This is a genomic window from Micromonospora radicis, assembly GCF_003583405.1.
GTDB lineage: Bacteria > Actinomycetota > Actinomycetes > Mycobacteriales > Micromonosporaceae > Micromonospora > Micromonospora radicis.
Genome location: NZ_QXEC01000002.1, coordinates 78,140 through 96,750 on the forward strand (window position 1 = coordinate 78,140; position 18,611 = coordinate 96,750).

The following is an 18,611-nucleotide window of genomic DNA, read 5'->3' on the forward strand; positions in this document are numbered from 1 at the left end:
CGGCGTCGGGTTCCGACCAGAACTTGTCGGTCAACTCAGGCGGCGGGCGGCGGCGGGTAGGCTGCGCCGGTGAGTGATCGGAAGTGGCCCTGGGCGGCGGGCGCGGCGACCGGGATCGGGTCGTTGCCCGGTACCGACATCGCCGAGGCGCAGCGGGTGGTGCTCGGCGAGCTGCCCGAGCTGCCGCACCTGCCGGAACTGCCGGCCCGGGGGCCGGGGGCCGACCTGATCGGCCGCGGCGCCGGGCTGCTGGTCGAACTGCCGGTGGAGTTGTACGCCGCGCGTTGGCGGGTCGCCCCCCGCCCCGGCAGGGACGTGCGCCGCGCCCGGGATCTGATGGAGCGGGATCTCGACCAGCTCGCCGAGCAGGCCGAGGAGTACGCCGGACCGCTCAAGATCCAGGCGGCCGGTCCGCTGACCCTGGCCGCCGCGGTGGAACTGCCGATCGGCGGCCGGTTGTTGCGCGACCCGGGTGCCGTACGCGACCTGGCCGGCTCGCTCGGCGAAGGGCTGCGTGGTCACGTCGAGGCGGTGTCCCGCCGGCTGCCCCGGGCTTCGGTACTGCTCCAGCTGGACGAGCCGTCGCTGCCGGCGGCGTTGTCCGGTCGGGTGCCGACCGAGAGCGGCCTCGGCACGTACCGGGCGGTCGAGTCGGAGGTGGCCGGCGCGCTGCTGCGCGGGGTGATCGAGGCGGCCGGGGTGCCGACGGTGGTGCACTGCTGCGCCCCGGACGTGCCGTTGGAACTGGTCCGGTCCGCTGGCGCGGTCGGCGTGGCGCTCGACCTGAGTCTGGTCACCGAGCTGGACCCGCTGGGCGAGGCGCTCGACGCCGGGCTCGGGCTGTTCGCCGGTGCCGCGCCGACCAGCCCGTCGACCGGCCGGTCGACCGGCCCGTCGACTGCTGCGCCGACCAGTCCGTCGACCGGCCGCGCGCCGACCTCCGCACAGGTCGCCGACCGGGTACGCGGGCTCTGGGACCGCCTCGGGTTCCCGCGCGGCCGGCTCGCCGAGCAGGTGGTGGTCACGCCGGCCTGCGGGTTGGCCGGGGCGAGCCCGGCGTACGCCCGGGCGGTGCTGGCGGCCTGCCGCGACGCCGGCCGTCGGCTCGCCGAGGCGTGAGGTTTCCCTGTCGTACCCGGCGGGCATGATGGCCGGCATGATCGGACGACTGCGCTCAACCGTGATCGACTGCCCGGATCCGCGCGCGCTGGCCGGCTTCTACGCCGAGTTGCTGGGCCTGCCGCAGGTGGCCGACGACGACGGCGACTGGGTGGTCCTCGGTGGCCCGCCCGGCCACCAGCCCCGGCTCGCCTTCCAGCGGGCCGCCGACCTGCGCCCGCCGGACTGGCCGGATCCGGAGCGGCCCCAGCAGTTCCACCTCGACGTCACGGTCGACGACATCGAGGCGGCGGAGCAGGCGGCGCTGGCGCTCGGGGCCCGGCGACTGCCCGGTGAGGGGCCGGGTTTCCGGGTCTACGCCGACCCGGCCGGGCACCCGTTCTGCCTCTGCTGGGACTGACCGGCGCTGCTCGGACTACCGGCGAGGGGCGGCACACCCGGACGGCGGGCGGCACCGCCGACGGCGGGCGGCACCGCCTGCCGTACCCGGCGCCGGTGGGCCGATCGGTCGGTGGGCGCCCTTGCCGGCGCAGGGCATCATCGCCTTCATGATCAGTCCCGCCCGCCGGCGAGCTGCCGGTTCGCTGTTCGGGCTTGCCTACGGTGACGCGCTGGGCAAGCCCACCGAGTTCCTCAGCGTCGCCGAGATCGAGCGCCGCTACGGCCCCGCCGGCCCCCGCGAACTGGTCGGCGACCCGGCGCTGGTCACCGACGACACCCAGCTGGCTCTCGCGGTGGCCTGGGCGCTGCACGACGCGCCGGAGTACGCCGCCCCGACGGTCGAACCCCTGCTGCGGCGACGCTTCCTCGACTGGGCGGTCAGCCCGGACAACAACCGCGCACCGGGCATGACCTGCCTGCGGGCCTGTGCCGAGCTGTCCCGGGGAGTGCCCTGGCAGCAGGCCACGGTGGCCGACTCGAAGGGCTGCGGGGCCAACATGCGGGTCACTCCGGTCGGGCTGCTCGACGTCGACCTGGACACCCTCGCCGGGCTGGCCCAGCTCCAGGCCGGGCTGACCCACGGTCACCCCACCGGGCTGGCCGCCGCCGAGCTGGCCGCGTACGCCGTCCGGCTGCTGTGCGACGGCGCCGCGCTGGGCGAACTGCCCGGCCTGCTCGCCGAGCGGGCCCGTACCCAGCGCACCGTCTACCGGGCCGACTGGCTCGGCGAGCTGTGGCAACGCTCGGACGCTCCGACGCCCGAGGAGTTCATCGCGGTCGGCTGGGACGAGTGCGGGCAGGCGCTGCGCGGGCTCGACGCGGCGCTCGCCGCCCCGGACGACGGCGGCGACCCGTGCCGGCTCACCGGCGAGGGCTGGATCGCCGAGGAGGCCCTGGTCACCGCGCTCTACTGCGCCATCCGGCACGCCGACGACCCGGTCGGTGCTCTGGCCCGGGGAGCCCGCACGGCCGGCGACTCGGACTCGATCGCCGCGCTGGCCGGGGCGTTCGTCGGCGCCGAACAGGGGATGGCCGCCTGGCCGGCGGGCTGGGCCGGGCGGATCGAGTACGCCGACCAGCTCGCCGCCCTCGCCGCCGCCGGGGACCGGTAACCAGGCCGCAGCGGCGGGGGAGCGGGCCGACTGTCCCACCCGCCCGATACCGTGCCGGGGTACCCAGTCACAGGAGGTCGCGGGGTGTCCGAGGAAGCCATCGGCCAGCAGGTCAGTGCGGCACAGGAGGCGGCGGCGGGGGCCGATCCCACGCCGCAGGCACGGGAGCGGCACGCCACGCTGAGCCAGGAGCTGACCGAGCACCAGTATCGCTACTACGTGCTCGACGCACCCGTCGTCTCCGACGCCGAGTTCGATCGGCGGCTACGCGAGTTGGAGGCGCTGGAGCAGGAGTTCCCCGCGCTGCGTACGCCCGACTCGCCGACCCAGCGGGTGGGTGGCGCCTTCTCCACCGACTTCACCCCGGTCGCCCACGCGGACCGGATGATGTCGCTGGACAACGCCTTCACCGACGAGGAACTGGGCGCCTGGGCCGAGCGGGTCGAGCGGGACGCCGGTGGGCCGGTGTCCTACCTCTGCGAGCTGAAGGTCGACGGGCTGGCGATCAACCTGACCTACGAGGGTGGCCGGCTGGTCCGCGCCGCCACCCGGGGCGACGGGCGCACCGGCGAGGACGTCACCGCCAACGTCCGCAGCATCCGGGACGTGCCGAGCCGGCTGACCGAGTCCGCCGAGTTCGGCCCGGCCCCCGAGTTCATCGAGGTGCGTGGGGAGATCTACTTCCCGGTCGAGGCGTTCGCCGATCTCAACGCCGGACTGGTCGAGCAGGGCAAGGCGCCGTTCGCCAACCCGCGCAACGCCGCCGCGGGCAGTCTGCGGCAGAAGGATCCCCGGATCACCGCCGCCCGCCCGCTGCGCCTGGTGGTGCACGGCATCGGCGCCCGGCGTGGTTTCCAGCCGGCCACCCAGTCCGAGTCGTACGCCGCGTTGCGGGCCTGGGGGCTGCCCACCAGCGACCGCTGGCGGGTGGTGCCCGACCTGGCCGGGGTGCGCGACTACGTGGCGCACTACGCCGAGCATCGGCACGACGTCGAGCACGAGATCGACGGGGTGGTGGTGAAGGTCGACCCGGTGCCCATCCAGGGGCGGCTCGGTTCGACCAGCCGGGCACCCCGTTGGGCGATCGCCTTCAAGTACCCACCAGAGGAGGTCAACACCAGGCTGCTCGACATCGAGGTCGAGGTCGGGCGGACTGGGCGGGTCACCCCGCGGGCGCTGCTCGAACCGGTCAAGGTGGCCGGCTCCACGGTGGCTTACGCGACCCTGCACAACGCCCGTGAGGTGGAGCGCAAGGGGGTGCTGATCGGCGACACGGTGGTGATCCGCAAGGCCGGTGACGTGATTCCCGAGGTGCTCGGCCCGGTGGTCGAGCTGCGCCCACCGGACGCCCGGGCGTTCGTCATGCCCACCACCTGCCCGGCCTGCGGCACCCCGCTGGCGCCGGCCAAGGAGGGCGACGTCGACATCCGCTGCCCGAACTCGCGCAGCTGCCCTGCGCAGTTGCGGGAGCGGGTCTACCACCTGGCCGGGCGCAAGGTGTTCGACATCGAGGCGCTCGGCTACAAGGGCGCCGCCGCGTTGCTCGACGCGCAGGTGATCACCGACGAGGGTGACCTGTTCTCGCTCGACGCCGAGCAGTTGGCCCGTTCGCCGTTCTTCGTCAACAAGGACGGCAGCCTCGGCAGCAACGCGGTCAAGCTGCTCGACAACCTCGCCGTCGCCAAGGAACGCGAGCTGTGGCGGGTGCTGGTGGCCCTGTCCATCCGGCATGTCGGGCCAACCGCCGCGCAGGCGCTCGCCCGGCACTTCCGGTCGATCGAGGCGATCGACGCCGCGTCCGAGGAGGAACTGTCGGCCGTCGACGGTGTCGGGCCGACGATCGCGGCGAGCATCCGGGAGTGGCTCGCCGTCGACTGGCACCGCGAGGTGATCCGCAAGTGGGCCGAGGCGGGCGTACGGATGGCCGAGGCGGAGGTCGAGGAGGGGCCGCGCCCGCTGGAGGGCCTGACCGTGGTGGTGACCGGCACGCTGGGCGGCTTCTCCCGGGACCAGGCCGCCGAGGCGATCCAGTCGCGCGGCGGCAAGGTCAGCGGCTCGGTGTCGAAGAAGACCGGCTTCGTGGTGGTCGGTGACAACCCAGGGTCCAAGGCGGACAAGGCCGCCGCCCTGAAGGTGCCGGTGCTCGACGAGGAGGGCTTCCGGGTGTTGCTCGACGAGGGCGCCGACGCGGCCCGGGCGGTGGCCCGCGTCGAGGAGTGAGCCCGACTGCCGATCTTGAGGGGACTCGTCCGGATACCAACTTAATTACGACTACTACCGATTCGTGACTGTCGCGACGGGAAATCCGGCTCCGGGGGCGTTTCATTGGGGCACGGCGGGTGAACCCACCCGCCGGGTCACGTACCGGGAGGTGTGATGGAGCCGTCGGACCCGCGTAACCAGATCCCGCCCGGGCGGACGGCGCCGTTCGCCGCCTTCGGCGGCGGCGTGCTGGCGGTGGCGGTGCTGGTCTCGGCGGGCCCCCTGGTGTCGCTCGCCTCGACCCTGCCCGACCTGCCGGTGGCGTTCTGGACGATGGCGGTGCTCGCGGTGGCCTGCGACGCACGTCCGTTCGTCCCGCCCGGCCGACGACAGTCCTCGGCGGTCTACCCGTCGAGCTGCTTCACCTTCGCGATCCTCCTCGGCTGGGGGCTCGGCCCGGCGGTCGCCGTGCAGGCGGTCGCCGTGCTGGTCTCGGGGATCCGGATGGGACACGCACCGTGGCGGACGGCCTTCAACGCCGCCCAGTACGCCTGCTCCCTGGCCGCCGCGTACGCGGTCACCCGGCTCGGCCCCGGCGGCGTCTTCGACGGCGGTCCGCTCGGCTGGACCGACATCGCGGCGATCGGCGGCGCCGGAGTCGCCTGGTTCGTGGTCAACTACGGCCTGGTCACCGCCGCCGTCCGGCTCCGGTTCGGCGAGCGGTGGTGGCCCAACGCCTGGCGTGGGCTGCCCTTCGAGCTGCTCTCCACCGGCTCGCTGCTGCTGCTCGCGCCGATCCTCGTCACCGCCGCCCGGGCCAGCGCGGCGCTGGTCCCGCTGGTGCTGGTGCCGCTGTTCGCGGTCTACCGGATGGCCCGGCTCACCGTCGAGCAGCACCAACTCGCCTCGCTCGACCCGCTCACCGGGTTACCGAACCGCAAGGCGCTGCTGGCCGAGGTCAACGAGCAGGTGCACCGGCACGCCGAACGCGCCGCCCGCGGCGAGCCCGCCGCCCACCTGGCCCTGCTGCTGATCGACCTGGACCGGTTCAAGCACGTCAACGACGCGCTCGGTCACGCCGTCGGCGACCGGCTGCTGGTCGAGGTGAGTGCCCGGCTGACCGAGGTGGTCGAGCCACCGGATCTCCTCGCCCGGCTCGGCGGCGACGAGTTCGCCATCGTGGCGACCGGGCTGGCCGACGTCGCGCAGGCCCGGGCACTGGCCGAACGGGTGGTGCAGGCGCTGGCCGAGCCGGTGCCGCTGGACGGGTTGCCGCTGGACGTGGGCGGCTCCATCGGAGTCGCCCTGTACCCGCAACACGGCGAGGACTTCGCCACCCTGATGCGCCACGCCGACGTGGCGATGTACGACGCGAAGCACCGCAACGACACGGTCGCCGTCTACACGGCCGAGTCCGACCACAACTCCGCCGAGCGGCTGGGCCTGCTGGCCGACCTGCGTCGGGTGTTGGAGGCGGGTTCGGCGAGCCGGCCCGGTGACGGCGACCCGCCGCCCCGGCCCAGGGTGCGCGGCGGCGACGGTGCGACGCTGCCGGCGGATCCGCCGCTGGACGAGCCCACCGGCCCACGCCGGTGGAGCCGACGGCGCCGCCGCCCGCCGGTACCGACCCAAGACGACGAACTGATCAACCGGATCGTCACCGCCGCCGACCCGATCCTCCGCCGGGCCGCCCTACCCGACCCACCGGCCCCGACCGAGGAGACCTGGGCCCGGCCGGTACGACCCGACCCGACGGATCCGGCGCGGGCCGTCGAGACGGCCGGGGACGCGGGCGAGATCATGCTCTACTACCAACCGCAGATCGCGATCGCCACCGGCGAGGTGGTCGGGGTGGAGGCGCTGCTGCGGTGGCGACACCCCACCCGGGGGATGGTCGACCCGGAGGAGCTGATCCGGGTCGCCGAGCAGAGCGCGGTGATGCGGCTGCTCACCCGCCGGGTCGTGGACGACGTGGTGGAACAGCTCGCCAAGTGGACGGCGGCCGGGCTCGACCTGCGCGCCGCGGTCAACGTCAGCGTGCGGGACCTGCACACCGGCGAGATCGCCGAGCAGATCGCCGACCGGCTGCCCCGGTACGGGGTGGCGCCACAACGGCTGCAACTGGAGATCACCGAGGGAGCGTTGATGGCCGACCCGCGTCGGGTGCTGACCACCATCACCCGGCTGCACGGGGTCGGCGTGGGTATCGCGCTGGACGACTTCGGTACCGGCTACTCGTCCCTGCAACACCTGCGCCGGTTGCCGCTGTCGGAGGTGAAGGTCGACCGCTCCTTCGTGCTCGGGATGGCCGAGGACACCGACGACGCGGCGATCGTGCGGTCGACCATCGAACTGGGCAAGGCGTTGGGCCTGCGGGTGGTGGCCGAGGGGGTGGAGGACGAGCGCACCTGGCGGATGCTGCACGCGGCCGGCTGCGACGTCGCCCAGGGCTGGTTCTACGCCCGGCCGATGCCGGCCGAGGAACTCGTCGCCTGGCTGGCCCGGTACCGGCCGCTGCGCCCGCTCGGCGGTCCCGACGAGGCCCACCTGCCGCGCCGGCACGCCCGGTGACCCGGCGGGCCGATCCGGCCCGCGCACCCGCTGTCCGGGGAGCCGCGAGCGGCCGCCCGGGCACGGAACAATAGACTCGCAGCCGTCACCTCGGGTCGTCTCGGATCGACCGGGTGGGCGCAGGCAGACGCAGGACAGCCACGAAGGGGGCACCGATGGCCGCCATCTCCCGCGAGGAGGTCGCGCACCTGGCGCGACTGTCGCGGCTCGCCGTGACGGAGGAGGAGTTGGACACCTTCGCCGGCCAGCTCGACGTGATCCTCCAGGCGGTAGCCCAGGTGGGCGAGGTCGCCGCCGCGGACATCCCGCCGACCTCGCACTCGGTGCCGCTGACGAACGTGTTCCGGGACGACGTCGTGACGCCGTGCCTGACCCCGCAGGAGGCGCTGTCGGGTGCACCCGACGCGCAGGAGCAGCGGTTCCGCGTACCGCGGATCCTGGACGAGGATGTGGCCTCATGACTGACCTGACGAAGTTGACCGCCGTCGAGATCGCCGGTCTGGTCGCCTCGGGCGAGACCTCGGCCGTCGAGGTCACCCAGGCGCACCTGGACCGCATCGCCGCCGTCGACGGCCGGGTCAACGCCTTCCTGCACGTCGACACGGAGGGCGCGCTGGCCGCCGCCCGGGAGGTCGACACCCGGCGCGCCGCGGGTGCGGAACTGGGCCCGCTGGCCGGGGTGCCGGTGGCGGTCAAGGACGTACTGACCACCAAGGGTGTGCCGACCACCGTCGGGTCGAAGATCCTGGAGGGCTGGCGCCCGCCGTACGACTCGACGATCGTGCAGCGGCTACGGGCCGCCGGCACGGTGATGCTCGGCAAGACCAACATGGACGAGTTCGCGATGGGCTCCTCGACCGAGTACTCGGCGTACGGCCCGAGCCGCAACCCGTGGGACACCGACCGGATCCCGGGCGGCTCCGGCGGCGGCAGCGCCGCCGCACTCGCCGCCTACGAGGCGCCGCTGGCGATCGGTTCGGACACCGGCGGCTCGATCCGCCAGCCGGGCGCGGTCACTGGTACGGTCGGCGCCAAGCCGACGTACGGCGGCACCTCCCGCTACGGCCTGGTGGCCTTCTCCTCCTCGCTGGACACGCCCGGCCCGTGCGCGCGTACCGTGCTGGACGCGGCGCTGCTGCACGAGGCGATCGGCGGGCACGACCCGCGCGACTCGACCTCGATCGCGGCGCCGGTGCCGGACGTGGTGGCCGCGGCGAAGCTCGGTGCCACCGGCGACCTGACCGGGGTGCGGCTCGGCATCGTCACCGAGTTCGGTGGCGAGGGCGCCGAGCCGGGTGTGATGGCCGCCTTCAACGAGGCCGTCGACACGTTGACCAAGCTCGGCGCCGAGATCGTCGAGATCTCCTGCCCGAACTTCGGATACGCGCTGCCGGCGTACTACCTGATCGCGCCGAGCGAGTGCTCCTCCAACCTGGCCCGGTTCGACGGCGTCCGGTTCGGCCTGCGGGTCGGCGACGACGGCAACCGGTCGCTGGAGGAGGTCATGTCGTTGACCCGGGAGGCCGGCTTCGGTCCCGAGGTCAAGCGGCGGATCATGATCGGCACGTACGCGCTCTCCTCGGGCTACTACGACGCCTACTACGGTCAGGCGCAGAAGGTCCGTACGCTGATCACCCGCGACTTCACCGCCGCGTTCGAGCGGGTCGACGCGCTGATCTCGCCGACCACCCCGTTCGTGGCCTTCCCGCTGGGGGCGCGGACCTCCGACCCGTACCAGATGTACCTGGCCGACCTGTTCACCATCCCGACGAACCTGTACGGCGGGCCGGGCATCTCGGTGCCGTGCGGTCTGGCCGACGGGCTGCCGGTCGGCCTGCAGGTGATGGCGCCGACGATGGCCGACGACCGGATGTACCGGGTCGCCGCCGCGCTGGAGAGCGCCGTCGGCACGCTTACCCCCCCGGTGCTGTGAGGTAGGCGGGATGCTGACGCGAATCGAGATCGACGGCTTCAAATCGTTTCGTAGGTTCTCGCTGGATATCCCGCCTTTCCTGGTCATCATCGGTCGTAACGCGGCAGGCAAGTCGAACCTGTTCGACGCGGTGCAGTTTTTGAGCCGTCTGGCCGGCGATCCCGTTCTGGAAGCCGCTCAGCACATGCGTGGCGATGTGGCCGATCTCTTTCATCGTCCCACCGAGGGGCCTCCGGTCGATGAGATGTCCTTCGCGGCCGAGGTGCTCCTTGGGCGGTCGGTCACCGACGCGTTCGGGGACACGGCCGAGGTCAACCATTCCCGACTTCGCTACGAACTGACGATCCAGCTGCGCGCCACCGGTCATGGTGGAACGCAGCGGCCGTACGTTGTTCAGGAGGCTGTTCGCAGAATCCGGCGAGCGGATGACACGTGGATGCAGTCCCGCACCCCCGACCAGCGGAAGCGGCTGGCCACCTACCGTTCCGGGGCTGACCCGTTGGAGACCGAGGAGGACGACGCCGGTCGTCCGGTTTTCAGCATTCGGCAACAGGGCAACCAGGGCCGCAAGCGGCGGCTTCCGGCGACATCGGCCACCGCAACCGTGCTCTCCAGCCTCACCACCGCGACAGATTTTCCCCTTCTGTACGCGCTCAAGCGGGAGTTGCAGTCGTGGCGGCTCCTGCATCTGGATCCGAGCGCACTTCGCGCCCCAGACTCCTACGACGACCCGGACAGCCTGTCGGCCAACGGCGGGCACCTCGCCAACACCCTTCGCCGCCTGGTGGACGAGACTGCCACGTCTGATCGGCCCGAGGGATTCCTGAACGACCTCTCGGCTGACCTGGCGGCCGTCATACCTGGGGTGATCCGGGTTCGACTGAGCGAGGACGAGGCTCGCCGGCAGCGACAGATCATGGTCCTGACCCGGGACGAGGCACCGTTCTCGGCGCGCGTCGCCTCGGACGGGACGCTTCGGGCGATCGCGCTACTCGCCGCGCTCTACGACCCACGAGGTGCGGGGCTGATCTGCTTCGAGGAGCCCGAGAACGGCATCTTTCCGCAGCGTTTGGCCCAGTTCGTTCGGTACCTGCGGAACCTTGTCGATCGCGCGTTGAACACGCCGTCTGACGGTGCAGCGCTTACCCAGCTGATCCTGAGCAGTCATTCGCCAGCGATCCTGCGGGCGTTGGATCCGGCCCAGGCGAAGAAGCGTCCTGACGCTGTGTTCATGGACGTGGTAAGCCGTGTCCAGCGCGGGCATGCGCCGAGTCGAGTAAGTCGGTGGCGGGCCATTGCGGGCGCCCAGCAGCTCACGCTCGACGACGCGCTCGATGTGGCAACCATGGTCAGCCCGAGTGAGATCGCGGAGTTCGAAGTCCAGGCGGAGTTGGGTACCTGATGCGGTATCTCACCTCAGCGCTGGTGTCGGAGGGAAGTTCCGACGACCAGTTCCTACCGAGGTTGCTCGGTCGAGCGTTGACTGAACTCTGCAACACCGAGTTCGAGGATGCGGTCGATGTGGCGGACGTACAGCCGATACGGGACCGAAGCGGCCCATCGTCTGTCGCGGACGTGATCCGACTCGTCGATCAGCATCGAGCGAGTTTTTCTATGATCTTCTTCCATCGCGATCAGGGAACGAACGCGGACCGAGTAGCCACAGAATGGATCCAGCCCATCCGGGAGATGTGGGGAAGCCGCGCTGAACAGTTGGTGGCGCTGGTTCCGGTACGCGAGACGGAGGCCTGGCTGCTCGCCGACGGTGACGCCCTGCGCAGTGCCCTCGGCGTGCCGAACTGGAGCGACGCGTCGATGGGGCTGCCGGCGCAACCGGCACAGGTGGAGCGGTTGCCCGATCCCAAGCGGGTGCTGAGCGACGTTATGCAGCGTGTCAGCCGGTCACGGACAGATCACTTTACGCAACTCGGCGAGATTGTCTCGCTGGATCGACTCCGTGCCGTTCCCGCTTACCGCCGTTGGTGGATCGAAACCCGCGAGGCGCTGGTCCGGCTCAACTACCGCCGAGCGTGATCGAGCGTCGGAACTGTCCCGACCTGGCCGCGACCGCGTGACTTCGGTGACACGAGGTCACCGTTCGGACTCGTAACGCATGGTCACGTGCGCGGGTTGGATAGAGTCCGAGCCGCTGGCGAAACGCAAGCATGGGCTTCTAGCCGACTGGAACTGCGATGAAGACGCTGCGGCCGATCACGATCGTCTCGGTGCTCACGATGCTGCTTCTCGGCACCGCTGCGCCCGTCGCCGCAGAACCGGCCGCCGTCGATCCGGTGATCCCGGATCCGGTGATCGTGGATCCGGCGGTCGTCACCATCTCTGTCACCTCCGACCCGCCGCCGTCGGAGGTGACCGCCTACGAGCCGTACCCGGGACACACCTTCACCGCCACCGGCGACGACGAGATCCGGTTCTCCCTGATCGCGGGTGCGATCCCACCCGGTCTGGCGCTCTCCTCGTCCGGCACCCTGACCGGTACGCCCACCGTGGCCGCCCGTTTCGCCTTCACCGTCCGGGCCACCGGATCGCCGAGCGGGGAGTCCGCCGACCACCAGGTGACCGTGGTGGTGGTGCCGCCGGTCGTCACGGTGACGTCGCCGGAGCCGGTCTCGCCCTGGTACGTCGGGCAGGTCTATCCGACGCACCGGTTAACCGTGTCCGGCGGCACCGCGCCGCACACCGTCGCGCTGGGGTCGGGTGCATTGCCGCCGGGGCTGTCGATCTCCCCGGTCGGTGTCCTCGCGGGTTCCCCGAATCAGGCCGGGCGTTACCGCTTCGCGTTGCTGGTGACCGACGCGAACGGCTTCCAGGGGCAGCAGGACGTCACGCTGGTGATCGCCACGGCGGCTGCCATCGTCACCTCGGGCGAGCCGCCGCGCGGCACGGCTGGGCAGGCGTACTCGTTCCGGTTCACCGCCGAGGGGGACTCCGACATCCGGTTCGGGCTGGCCGCCGGGGCGCTGCCGGACGGGCTCGTGCTCGACCCGGACGGCGTGCTCAGCGGCACCCCGACCGTCGCCGGCACCTTCGACTTCACCGTCCGGGCCACCGGCACCGCCACGAGTGACACCGCGGAGGTGTCGCTGGTCGTCTACCCGGACCCGACGGCCACCCCGTCGGTCTCGCCGACCCCCACCGCGCAGCCGACCGCGTACCCGACCGCGCCGTCAGAGAGCCCGACGCCGACCACCGCCGCGCCGTCGCCGTCCCGGACCACCGGGGCCTGGTTGCCGGTCACCGGCGAGAACTCGGCCCTGGTGCTGATGCTCCTCGGTGTCGTGGCGTTCAGCATCGGCGGCATCCTGCTGGTGGTGGCGTACCGCCGTCGGCAGGGGTTCAGCGCGGGGTGACGCCCGACCGAGGTCAGGTGGGCGCAACGGTTAGGCTTGGCGGCGTTGTGTCCGGATGCCGCCGTGGGCCGGCTACCGCCTGCAAAGCTGGAGTTCTCATGACCACGACGCTGCCCGCGTACGACGAGGTCGTCGCGCGCTACGAGCCGGTGATCGGCCTGGAGACCCACGTCGAGCTGGGCACGAACACCAAGATGTGGTGCGGCTGTCCGACCGACTTCGGTGGTGAGCCGAACACCCGCGTCTGCCCGGTCTGCCTGGGCCTGCCCGGCTCGCTGCCGGTGGCGAACAAGGCCGCCATCGAGGCGACCATCCGGATCGGGCTGGCGCTGAACTGTTCGATCGCGCAGTGGTGCCGGTTCGCCCGGAAGAACTACTTCTATCCGGACATGCCGAAGAACTTCCAGATCAGCCAGTACGACGAGCCGCTCTGCTTCGAGGGCTACCTGGACGTCGAGGTGAACGGCGAGACCGTGCGCATCGGCATCGAGCGGGTGCACCTGGAGGAGGACACCGGCAAGACGCTGCACGTCGGCGGTGCCACCGGCCGCATCCACGGCGCGACGGAGTCCCTGGTCGACTACAACCGGGCCGGCATCCCGCTGGTCGAGATCGTCACCAAGCCGATCCCCGGCACCGGAGCGCTCGCTCCCGAGGTGGCCCGCGCCTACGTCACCGAGCTGCGGGACGTGCTCCGTTCGCTCGGCGTCTCCGACGTACGCATGGAGGAGGGTTCGCTGCGGTGTGACGTCAACACCTCGCTGAACCTGCCGGGGGCGGAGTGGGGCACCCGCACCGAGACGAAGAACGTCAACTCCCTGCGGTCGGTCGAGCGGGCGGTGCGTTCGGAGATGCTGCGCCAGGCGTCGGTGCTGGACGCGGGGGGCCGGATCACCCAGGAGACCCGGCACTTCCACGAGGACACCGGGGACACCACCCCGGGCCGGTCCAAGGAGACCGCCACCGACTACCGCTACTTCCCGGAGCCGGACCTGGTGCCGATCGCGCCGGACCCGGCCTGGGTGGCCGAGCTGAAGGCCGCCCTGCCGGAGCTGCCCCGGCTGCACCGGCGTCGGCTCCAGGAGGCGTGGGGGCTCTCCGACCTGGACATGCAGTCGGTGCTCAACGCCGGCGCGGTCGAGCTGATCGAGGCGACCGTCGCCGCCGGTGCCACCCCGGCCGCCGCCCGCAAGTGGTGGCTGGGTGAGCTGTCCCGGCGGGCCAACGAGACGGGTGTCGAGCTGGCCGACGTGGGGGCCACCCCGGCCCAGGTCGCCGAGTTGCAGGGCCTGGTCGACGCGGGCAAGCTCAACGACAAGCTGGCCCGTACGGTGCTGGAGGGCGTGGTCGCGGGCGAGGGTACGCCCACCGAGATCATGACCAACCGGAATCTGGAGGTCGTCTCCGACACCGGTGCGTTGACCGCCGCCGTGGACGAGGCGATCGCCGCCAACCCGGGCATCGCCGACAAGATTCGCAGCGGCAAGGTCGCCGCCGCCGGTGCCCTGGTCGGCGCGGTCATGAAGACCACCCGCGGCCAGGCCGACGCCAAGACCGTCCGCGAGCTGATCCTGGCGCGCCTCGGCGCCTGAGGTGCGAGGAAGGGCCCCTTCTTGACGCCTGGTGTCCGAGGAGGAGGCCCTTCCTGACCTCCGTGCCGTGCGCCGCGTGACCGACGCGGCGCGTCGGTGAACGGCCGACGCACCCACCATCCCCGTCCCCGACCGGGCGTCAACGACGACGCGCCGGACCCCTGGAGCGCACCGTGAACCAGCACGACATCGACGTCCTCGACGAGATCCAGCGGCGGGTGTTGTGGCTCGCCACCCGGATCGTGGACACGGCCAACCGGGACCGCGCCACCGGCGACGGGGTGAAGGTCGGTGGGCACCAGGCGTCCAGCGCATCCCTGGTCACCGCGATGACCGCGCTGTGGTTCGCGCACCTGCGCGCCGAGGACCGGGTGGCGGTGAAACCGCACGCGTCGCCGGTGTTCCACGCCATCCAGTACCTGCTGGGCAACCTGGACCGGTCCTACCTGACCCGGCTGCGCGCCCGGGGCGGCCTGCAGTCGTACCCGTCGCGCACCAAGGATCCGGACGAGGTGGACTTCTCCACCGGTTCCGTCGGCCTGGGTGCCGCCGCGCCGCTGTTCGCCGCGGTGACCCGACGCTACGTCGACGCGCACTTCGGCGCGCGTCCCGACTCCCGCTTCGTCGCCCTGATCGGCGACGCCGAACTGGACGAGGGCAACATCTGGGAGGCGGTCGCCGACCCGGCCACCACCGGCCTGGGCAACGTCATGTGGGTGGTCGACTTCAACCGGCAGTCGCTCGACCGGGTCGTCCCCGGGGTGCGGATCGACCAGTGGCGCGGCCAGTTCGAGGCGGCCGGCTGGCACGTGGTCGAGGTCAAGTACGGGCACCGGCTGGCCGAGGCGTACGCCCGGCCCGGTGGCGCGGCGCTGCGGGACTGGATCGACGCGATGCCGAACGAGCAGTACCAGTCGCTGTTCGGGCTGACCGGCCCGGAGCTGCGCGAGCAGTTCCTGGACGGGGCACCGGAGGGCGTCGGCGCGTTCATCGCCGACGTCACCGACGAGGAACTGGGGCCGCTCGTCACCGACCTGGGTGGGCACGACCTGGCGGCGATGCTCGACGCGTACGCCCAGTGCGACGCGGTGACCGACCGGCCGAGCGTGGTGTTCGCGTACACGGTGAAGGGTTGGGGTCTGCCCATCGCCGGCAATCCGCGCAACCACTCGGCGCTGCTCTCCGGCGAGCAGGTCGACGCGCTACGGTCCGCGCACGGGCTGACCCGCGATACCGAGTGGGACCGCCTCGACCCGGCCTCGCCGGCCGGGATCAGGGCCGGGCAGCGTCGGGAGGCGCTGTCCCGCGCGCCACGCCAGCGGGCGCTCGGGGTCACCGTCCCACCGACCACCAACGTACGCGCCAACAAGCCGATCTCCACGCAGGAGGCCTTCGGCCGGGTGCTGGTGGACCTGGCCCGGGACCCGCAGGTAGGCCGGTATCTGGTCACCACCGCGCCGGACGTGGCCACCTCGACCAACCTGGCCGGCTTCATCAACAAGACCGGGGTGTTCGCCCCGACCGCGCAGCGCTCCTGGTCGTCCGACCGCATGCTGCGCTGGACGGAGAGCCCCGACGGGCAGCACATCGAACTGGGCATCTCCGAGATGAACCTGTTCCTGCTGCTCGGCCAGCTCGGCCTGGCGTGGGACCTGTCCGGGCAACCGCTGCTGCCGGTCGGCACCGTCTACGACCCGTTCGTGCTGCGCGGGTTGGACGCCTTCCTCTACGGCACCTACTCGGGCTCCCGGTTCGTCGTCGCGGGCACCCCGTCGGGCATCACCCTCGCCCCGGAGGGCGGCGCCCACCAGTCCACGATCACCGCGAGCGTGGGCCTGGAACTGCCCGGCGTCACCTTCGTCGAGCCGGCGTACGCGACCGGGCTGGACTGGTTGCTGTGCGACGCGTTCGGGCAGATCGCCGGCGCGACCCAGCCCGCCGCGACAGCGGCACCGGCCGAGGACGGCGCCTACTACTTCCGGCTCAGCACCCGACCGGTGGACCAGGCGCCGTTCGAGGCGGCCCGGACCCGTCTCGGCGACGCGGTGCTGCGTCGGCAGGTGCTCGCCGGGGCGTACCGGCTGGTCGACGCCCACCAGGCGTACCCGCACCTGGCGCAGGCGCCGACGGTGCAGCTGGCCGCCTCCGGCGCGGTGCTGCCCGAGGTGCTGGCCGCCGCGGCGGAACTGGCCGACGAGGGCGTCGCCGCGCACGTGGTGGAGGTGACCAGCCTCGACCGCCTGTACCGCTCCTGGCAGCGCACGCTACGGCAGGGCGTACGCACCGCCACCGTGCCCAGCGTGCCCGGCGCGCTGCGGGCCGCCTTCACCGACCGGGTCCCCGTGGTCTCCGTGCACGACGCCGCCTCGCACGCGATGGCCTGGCTCGGCTCGGCCGTCGGCGCGCCCGCCGTCCCCCTCGGAGTGGACGAGTTCGGCCAGTCCGGCACCGTCACCGAGCTGTACGAGCTGCACGACCTGCTCCCCGGCAGCATCGTCAACGCCGCCCTGGCCGCCCTGACCCTCCGCTGACACTCCCGCCCCCACCCCGCGCGCCCCCGTGCCCGCCACCCCGCGTGCCCCGTGCCGGCCCCATCACGGGGGGCGAGTGCGGGGGCGTGAGCGCGCGGAGGGCGGGGCGCGGCGCGGGGGCTAGCGGGTGGGGGTGGGGGTGGGGGTGATCGAGGCGGGGAGGCCGGTCGCGGGAGGTTCCACCACGGTACGTTCGAGGTTGACCTGGGCCTGGCCGGTGCCGCCGACGGTGATGTTGTCGTACGCCTGGAGCAGCTTCTGCTGGTCGAAGTAGAGCACCGTCATGGTCAGCGGGGTCGGTTCCTCGCCCTCCAGGCCGCGCAGCCCGGCGCCACCGGTGGAGCCCTGCACCATGAGCGTGGTGGGCTGCTGGCCGGGCACCTCCGGCAGCTTCTCGATCTGGCGCCGGTGGGTGTGGCCGGAGAGCACCAGCGGGCAGGTGCCGGAGAGCGGGCCGGCGGCGGCCGGGTCGTGCACCAGTGCGATGTTCACCGGCTGGGGTGAGCTGCGTACCGTCGCGGCGAGGGTCTCGCCGGTGGTGATCAGCTCGTCCGCGGTGGGCGGGTTGAGTCCACCGGCGGCCGGGGAGGTGCTCTTGTCCGGGGTGAACCGGGGGTCGCCGATGCCGGCGATGGTCAGCCCGGCGACGGTGGTGGTCGCGTTGTCCAGCACGATCGCGTTCGGCTGCCGGGCCACCGCCGCCGCGGTACGCGGGGAGTCGTGGTTGCCCCGGATGTAGACGTACGGCTTCTGCAGCAGGCTGATCGAGCCGACGTAGGAGGCCTCCGGCTCGCTGCCCCAGTCGGTGATGTCGCCGGTGTCGATCACCACGTCGATGCCGAACTGCTCCACCACGGTTCGGATCAGCTGCCAGGCGGCCGGGTTGAGGTGCATGTCCGAGATGTGCAGAACGCGGGTGGTGCCGGGCTCCTGCTCGTACACCGGCAGCGCCGACACCGTGGTGTAGAGCTGCGTGACGTTGCCGATGAGCCGCTGGAGTTGCTCGGCGTACCGGGTGTAGTCGTTGGCGATCTGGCGTACGTCGCCGACGATCGCCGGTGCGTTGACCAGCAACCCCTCGTACGTGGGTTCTTCGATCGCCTGGGGGCGGATGGTCGCCGCGGCGGTACCCAGACTGCCCGCGGTGATCAGCAGGGCCAGCCCGCCGGCCCAGGCGGCCCGGCGGGTGTCCCGGAAGACCAGCAGCGCCAGCACCAGGGTGGCCAGTACCGCGGCACCGATCGTGCGCAGCCCGAGCCGCAGCACGCCGTCCTGGACCTCCTCGACCGCCGACTGGGTGGCCCGGTTGAGACTCGCCGGATCGTCGATCAGCGCCTCGACCCGGCCCTGGTCCAGGGCGCCCAGTTCGACGGTCAGGTGGGTCGGCCCGTCGTGGCTGTCCAGCTTGAGCGCGCCGAGTGGTGGGATGTCGATGGTGGTGCCGCCGCCGGTCGACGGCGAAACGGACAGCCGGGCGTGGAACGGACCGATGTCGGTGCCGACCTGACCGCCCGCGAGTACGCCGAGCAGCACCCCGGCCAGTGTGACGACCAGCACGGCCAGGCCGACGACGGCCCGGCGGACGCCGCGCCGTGCGCCGGGGCGCGTCCTGCCGGAGCGCCGCAACGCGGGTGGGCGCCAGGCGCGACCGGCCGGGATGTCGCCGTCCCGGCCGTTGCGCGGCTGCTCGTTGTCCTGACCGTCCATGCTGAGATTCTGACCTGCCCGCCGAAGGATCTTGG

General features: G+C 72.3%; 13 protein-coding genes. 12 read left to right on the top strand and 1 reads right to left on the bottom strand.

All coding sequences use genetic code 11. From position 1 onward, the window contains the following. Nucleotides 1-69 precede the first annotated feature (69 nt). The 12 genes from D2L64_RS03015 (at nt 70) to D2L64_RS03070 (ending at nt 16,869) form a co-directional block, all read left to right on the top strand. Entirely contained in the window at nt 70-1,119 is a 1,050-nt protein-coding gene (locus tag D2L64_RS03015; RefSeq protein ID WP_119572938.1) for a methionine synthase, read from the top strand. A 37-nt stretch (nt 1,120-1,156) separates the two neighbouring features. Next, complete coding sequence (locus D2L64_RS03020) at nt 1,157-1,519, top strand: VOC family protein (protein WP_199714385.1); 363 nt, start codon at nt 1,157-1,159, stop codon at nt 1,517-1,519. 148 nt (nt 1,520-1,667) lie between these two features. Beyond that, the gene (locus D2L64_RS03025) at nt 1,668-2,672 is read left to right on the top strand and encodes an ADP-ribosylglycohydrolase family protein (protein ID WP_199714386.1); all 1,005 of its coding nucleotides are present in this window, start codon (nt 1,668-1,670) and stop codon (nt 2,670-2,672) included. Nucleotides 2,673-2,756: 84 nt separating this feature from the next. Next, on the top strand, nt 2,757-4,892 hold the full coding sequence (ligA, locus tag D2L64_RS03030) for an NAD-dependent DNA ligase LigA (protein WP_119572939.1): 2,136 nt from the start codon (nt 2,757-2,759) through the stop codon (nt 4,890-4,892). A gap of 156 nt (nt 4,893-5,048) precedes the next feature. Continuing rightward, on the top strand, nt 5,049-7,445 hold the full coding sequence (locus tag D2L64_RS03035; protein ID WP_119572940.1) for a putative bifunctional diguanylate cyclase/phosphodiesterase: 2,397 nt from the start codon (nt 5,049-5,051) through the stop codon (nt 7,443-7,445). A 155-nt stretch (nt 7,446-7,600) separates the two neighbouring features. Next, on the top strand, nt 7,601-7,906 hold the full coding sequence (gatC, locus tag D2L64_RS03040; protein ID WP_119572941.1) for an Asp-tRNA(Asn)/Glu-tRNA(Gln) amidotransferase subunit GatC: 306 nt from the start codon (nt 7,601-7,603) through the stop codon (nt 7,904-7,906). Further along, complete coding sequence (gatA, locus tag D2L64_RS03045) at nt 7,903-9,378, top strand: Asp-tRNA(Asn)/Glu-tRNA(Gln) amidotransferase subunit GatA (RefSeq protein WP_119572942.1); 1,476 nt, start codon at nt 7,903-7,905, stop codon at nt 9,376-9,378. The genes gatC and gatA overlap by 4 nt, the downstream gene beginning before the upstream one ends. Before the next feature lie 10 nt (nt 9,379-9,388). Beyond that, entirely contained in the window at nt 9,389-10,780 is a 1,392-nt protein-coding gene (locus D2L64_RS03050; protein ID WP_119572943.1) for an AAA family ATPase, read from the top strand. Beyond that, nucleotides 10,780-11,412: a DUF4276 family protein gene (locus tag D2L64_RS03055; RefSeq protein WP_119572944.1), complete on the top strand. Its 633-nt coding sequence runs from the start codon at nt 10,780-10,782 to the stop codon at nt 11,410-11,412. The genes D2L64_RS03050 and D2L64_RS03055 overlap by 1 nt, the downstream gene beginning before the upstream one ends. A 158-nt stretch (nt 11,413-11,570) precedes the next feature. Next, on the top strand, nt 11,571-12,746 hold the full coding sequence (locus D2L64_RS03060; protein ID WP_119572945.1) for a putative Ig domain-containing protein: 1,176 nt from the start codon (nt 11,571-11,573) through the stop codon (nt 12,744-12,746). A 98-nt stretch (nt 12,747-12,844) separates the two neighbouring features. Beyond that, nucleotides 12,845-14,338, top strand: coding sequence for an Asp-tRNA(Asn)/Glu-tRNA(Gln) amidotransferase subunit GatB (gatB, locus tag D2L64_RS03065; protein WP_119572946.1), 1,494 nt, complete (start codon nt 12,845-12,847; stop codon nt 14,336-14,338). Between the two features lie 173 nt (nt 14,339-14,511). Continuing rightward, on the top strand, nt 14,512-16,869 hold the full coding sequence (locus tag D2L64_RS03070; protein WP_119572947.1) for a transketolase-like TK C-terminal-containing protein: 2,358 nt from the start codon (nt 14,512-14,514) through the stop codon (nt 16,867-16,869). Nucleotides 16,870-16,989: 120 nt separating this feature from the next. Here D2L64_RS03070 and D2L64_RS03075 read toward each other — a convergent pair whose 3' ends face one another. Continuing rightward, a complete protein-coding gene (locus D2L64_RS03075) occupies nt 16,990-18,576 on the bottom strand; it encodes a metallophosphoesterase (RefSeq protein ID WP_119572948.1) in 1,587 nt (528 codons plus the stop codon). Nucleotides 18,577-18,611: the final 35 nt, after the last annotated feature.

Bases quoted from the DNA above. Each gene is read 5' to 3' on its own strand.
- D2L64_RS03055 (WP_119572944.1), top strand. From the start codon at position 10,780: ATGCGGTATCTCACCTCAGCGCTGGTGTCGGAGGGAAGTTCCGACGAC.
- gatB (WP_119572946.1), top strand. From the start codon at position 12,845: ATGACCACGACGCTGCCCGCGTACGACGAGGTCGTCGCGCGCTACGAG.
- D2L64_RS03025 (WP_199714386.1), top strand. From the start codon at position 1,668: ATGATCAGTCCCGCCCGCCGGCGAGCTGCCGGTTCGCTGTTCGGGCTT.
- D2L64_RS03020 (WP_199714385.1), top strand. From the start codon at position 1,157: ATGATCGGACGACTGCGCTCAACCGTGATCGACTGCCCGGATCCGCGC.
- gatC (WP_119572941.1), top strand. From the start codon at position 7,601: ATGGCCGCCATCTCCCGCGAGGAGGTCGCGCACCTGGCGCGACTGTCG.
- D2L64_RS03035 (WP_119572940.1), top strand. From the start codon at position 5,049: ATGGAGCCGTCGGACCCGCGTAACCAGATCCCGCCCGGGCGGACGGCG.
- D2L64_RS03050 (WP_119572943.1), top strand. From the start codon at position 9,389: ATGCTGACGCGAATCGAGATCGACGGCTTCAAATCGTTTCGTAGGTTC.
- D2L64_RS03060 (WP_119572945.1), top strand. From the start codon at position 11,571: ATGAAGACGCTGCGGCCGATCACGATCGTCTCGGTGCTCACGATGCTG.
- gatA (WP_119572942.1), top strand. From the start codon at position 7,903: ATGACTGACCTGACGAAGTTGACCGCCGTCGAGATCGCCGGTCTGGTC.
- D2L64_RS03075 (WP_119572948.1), bottom strand. From the start codon at position 18,576: ATGGACGGTCAGGACAACGAGCAGCCGCGCAACGGCCGGGACGGCGAC.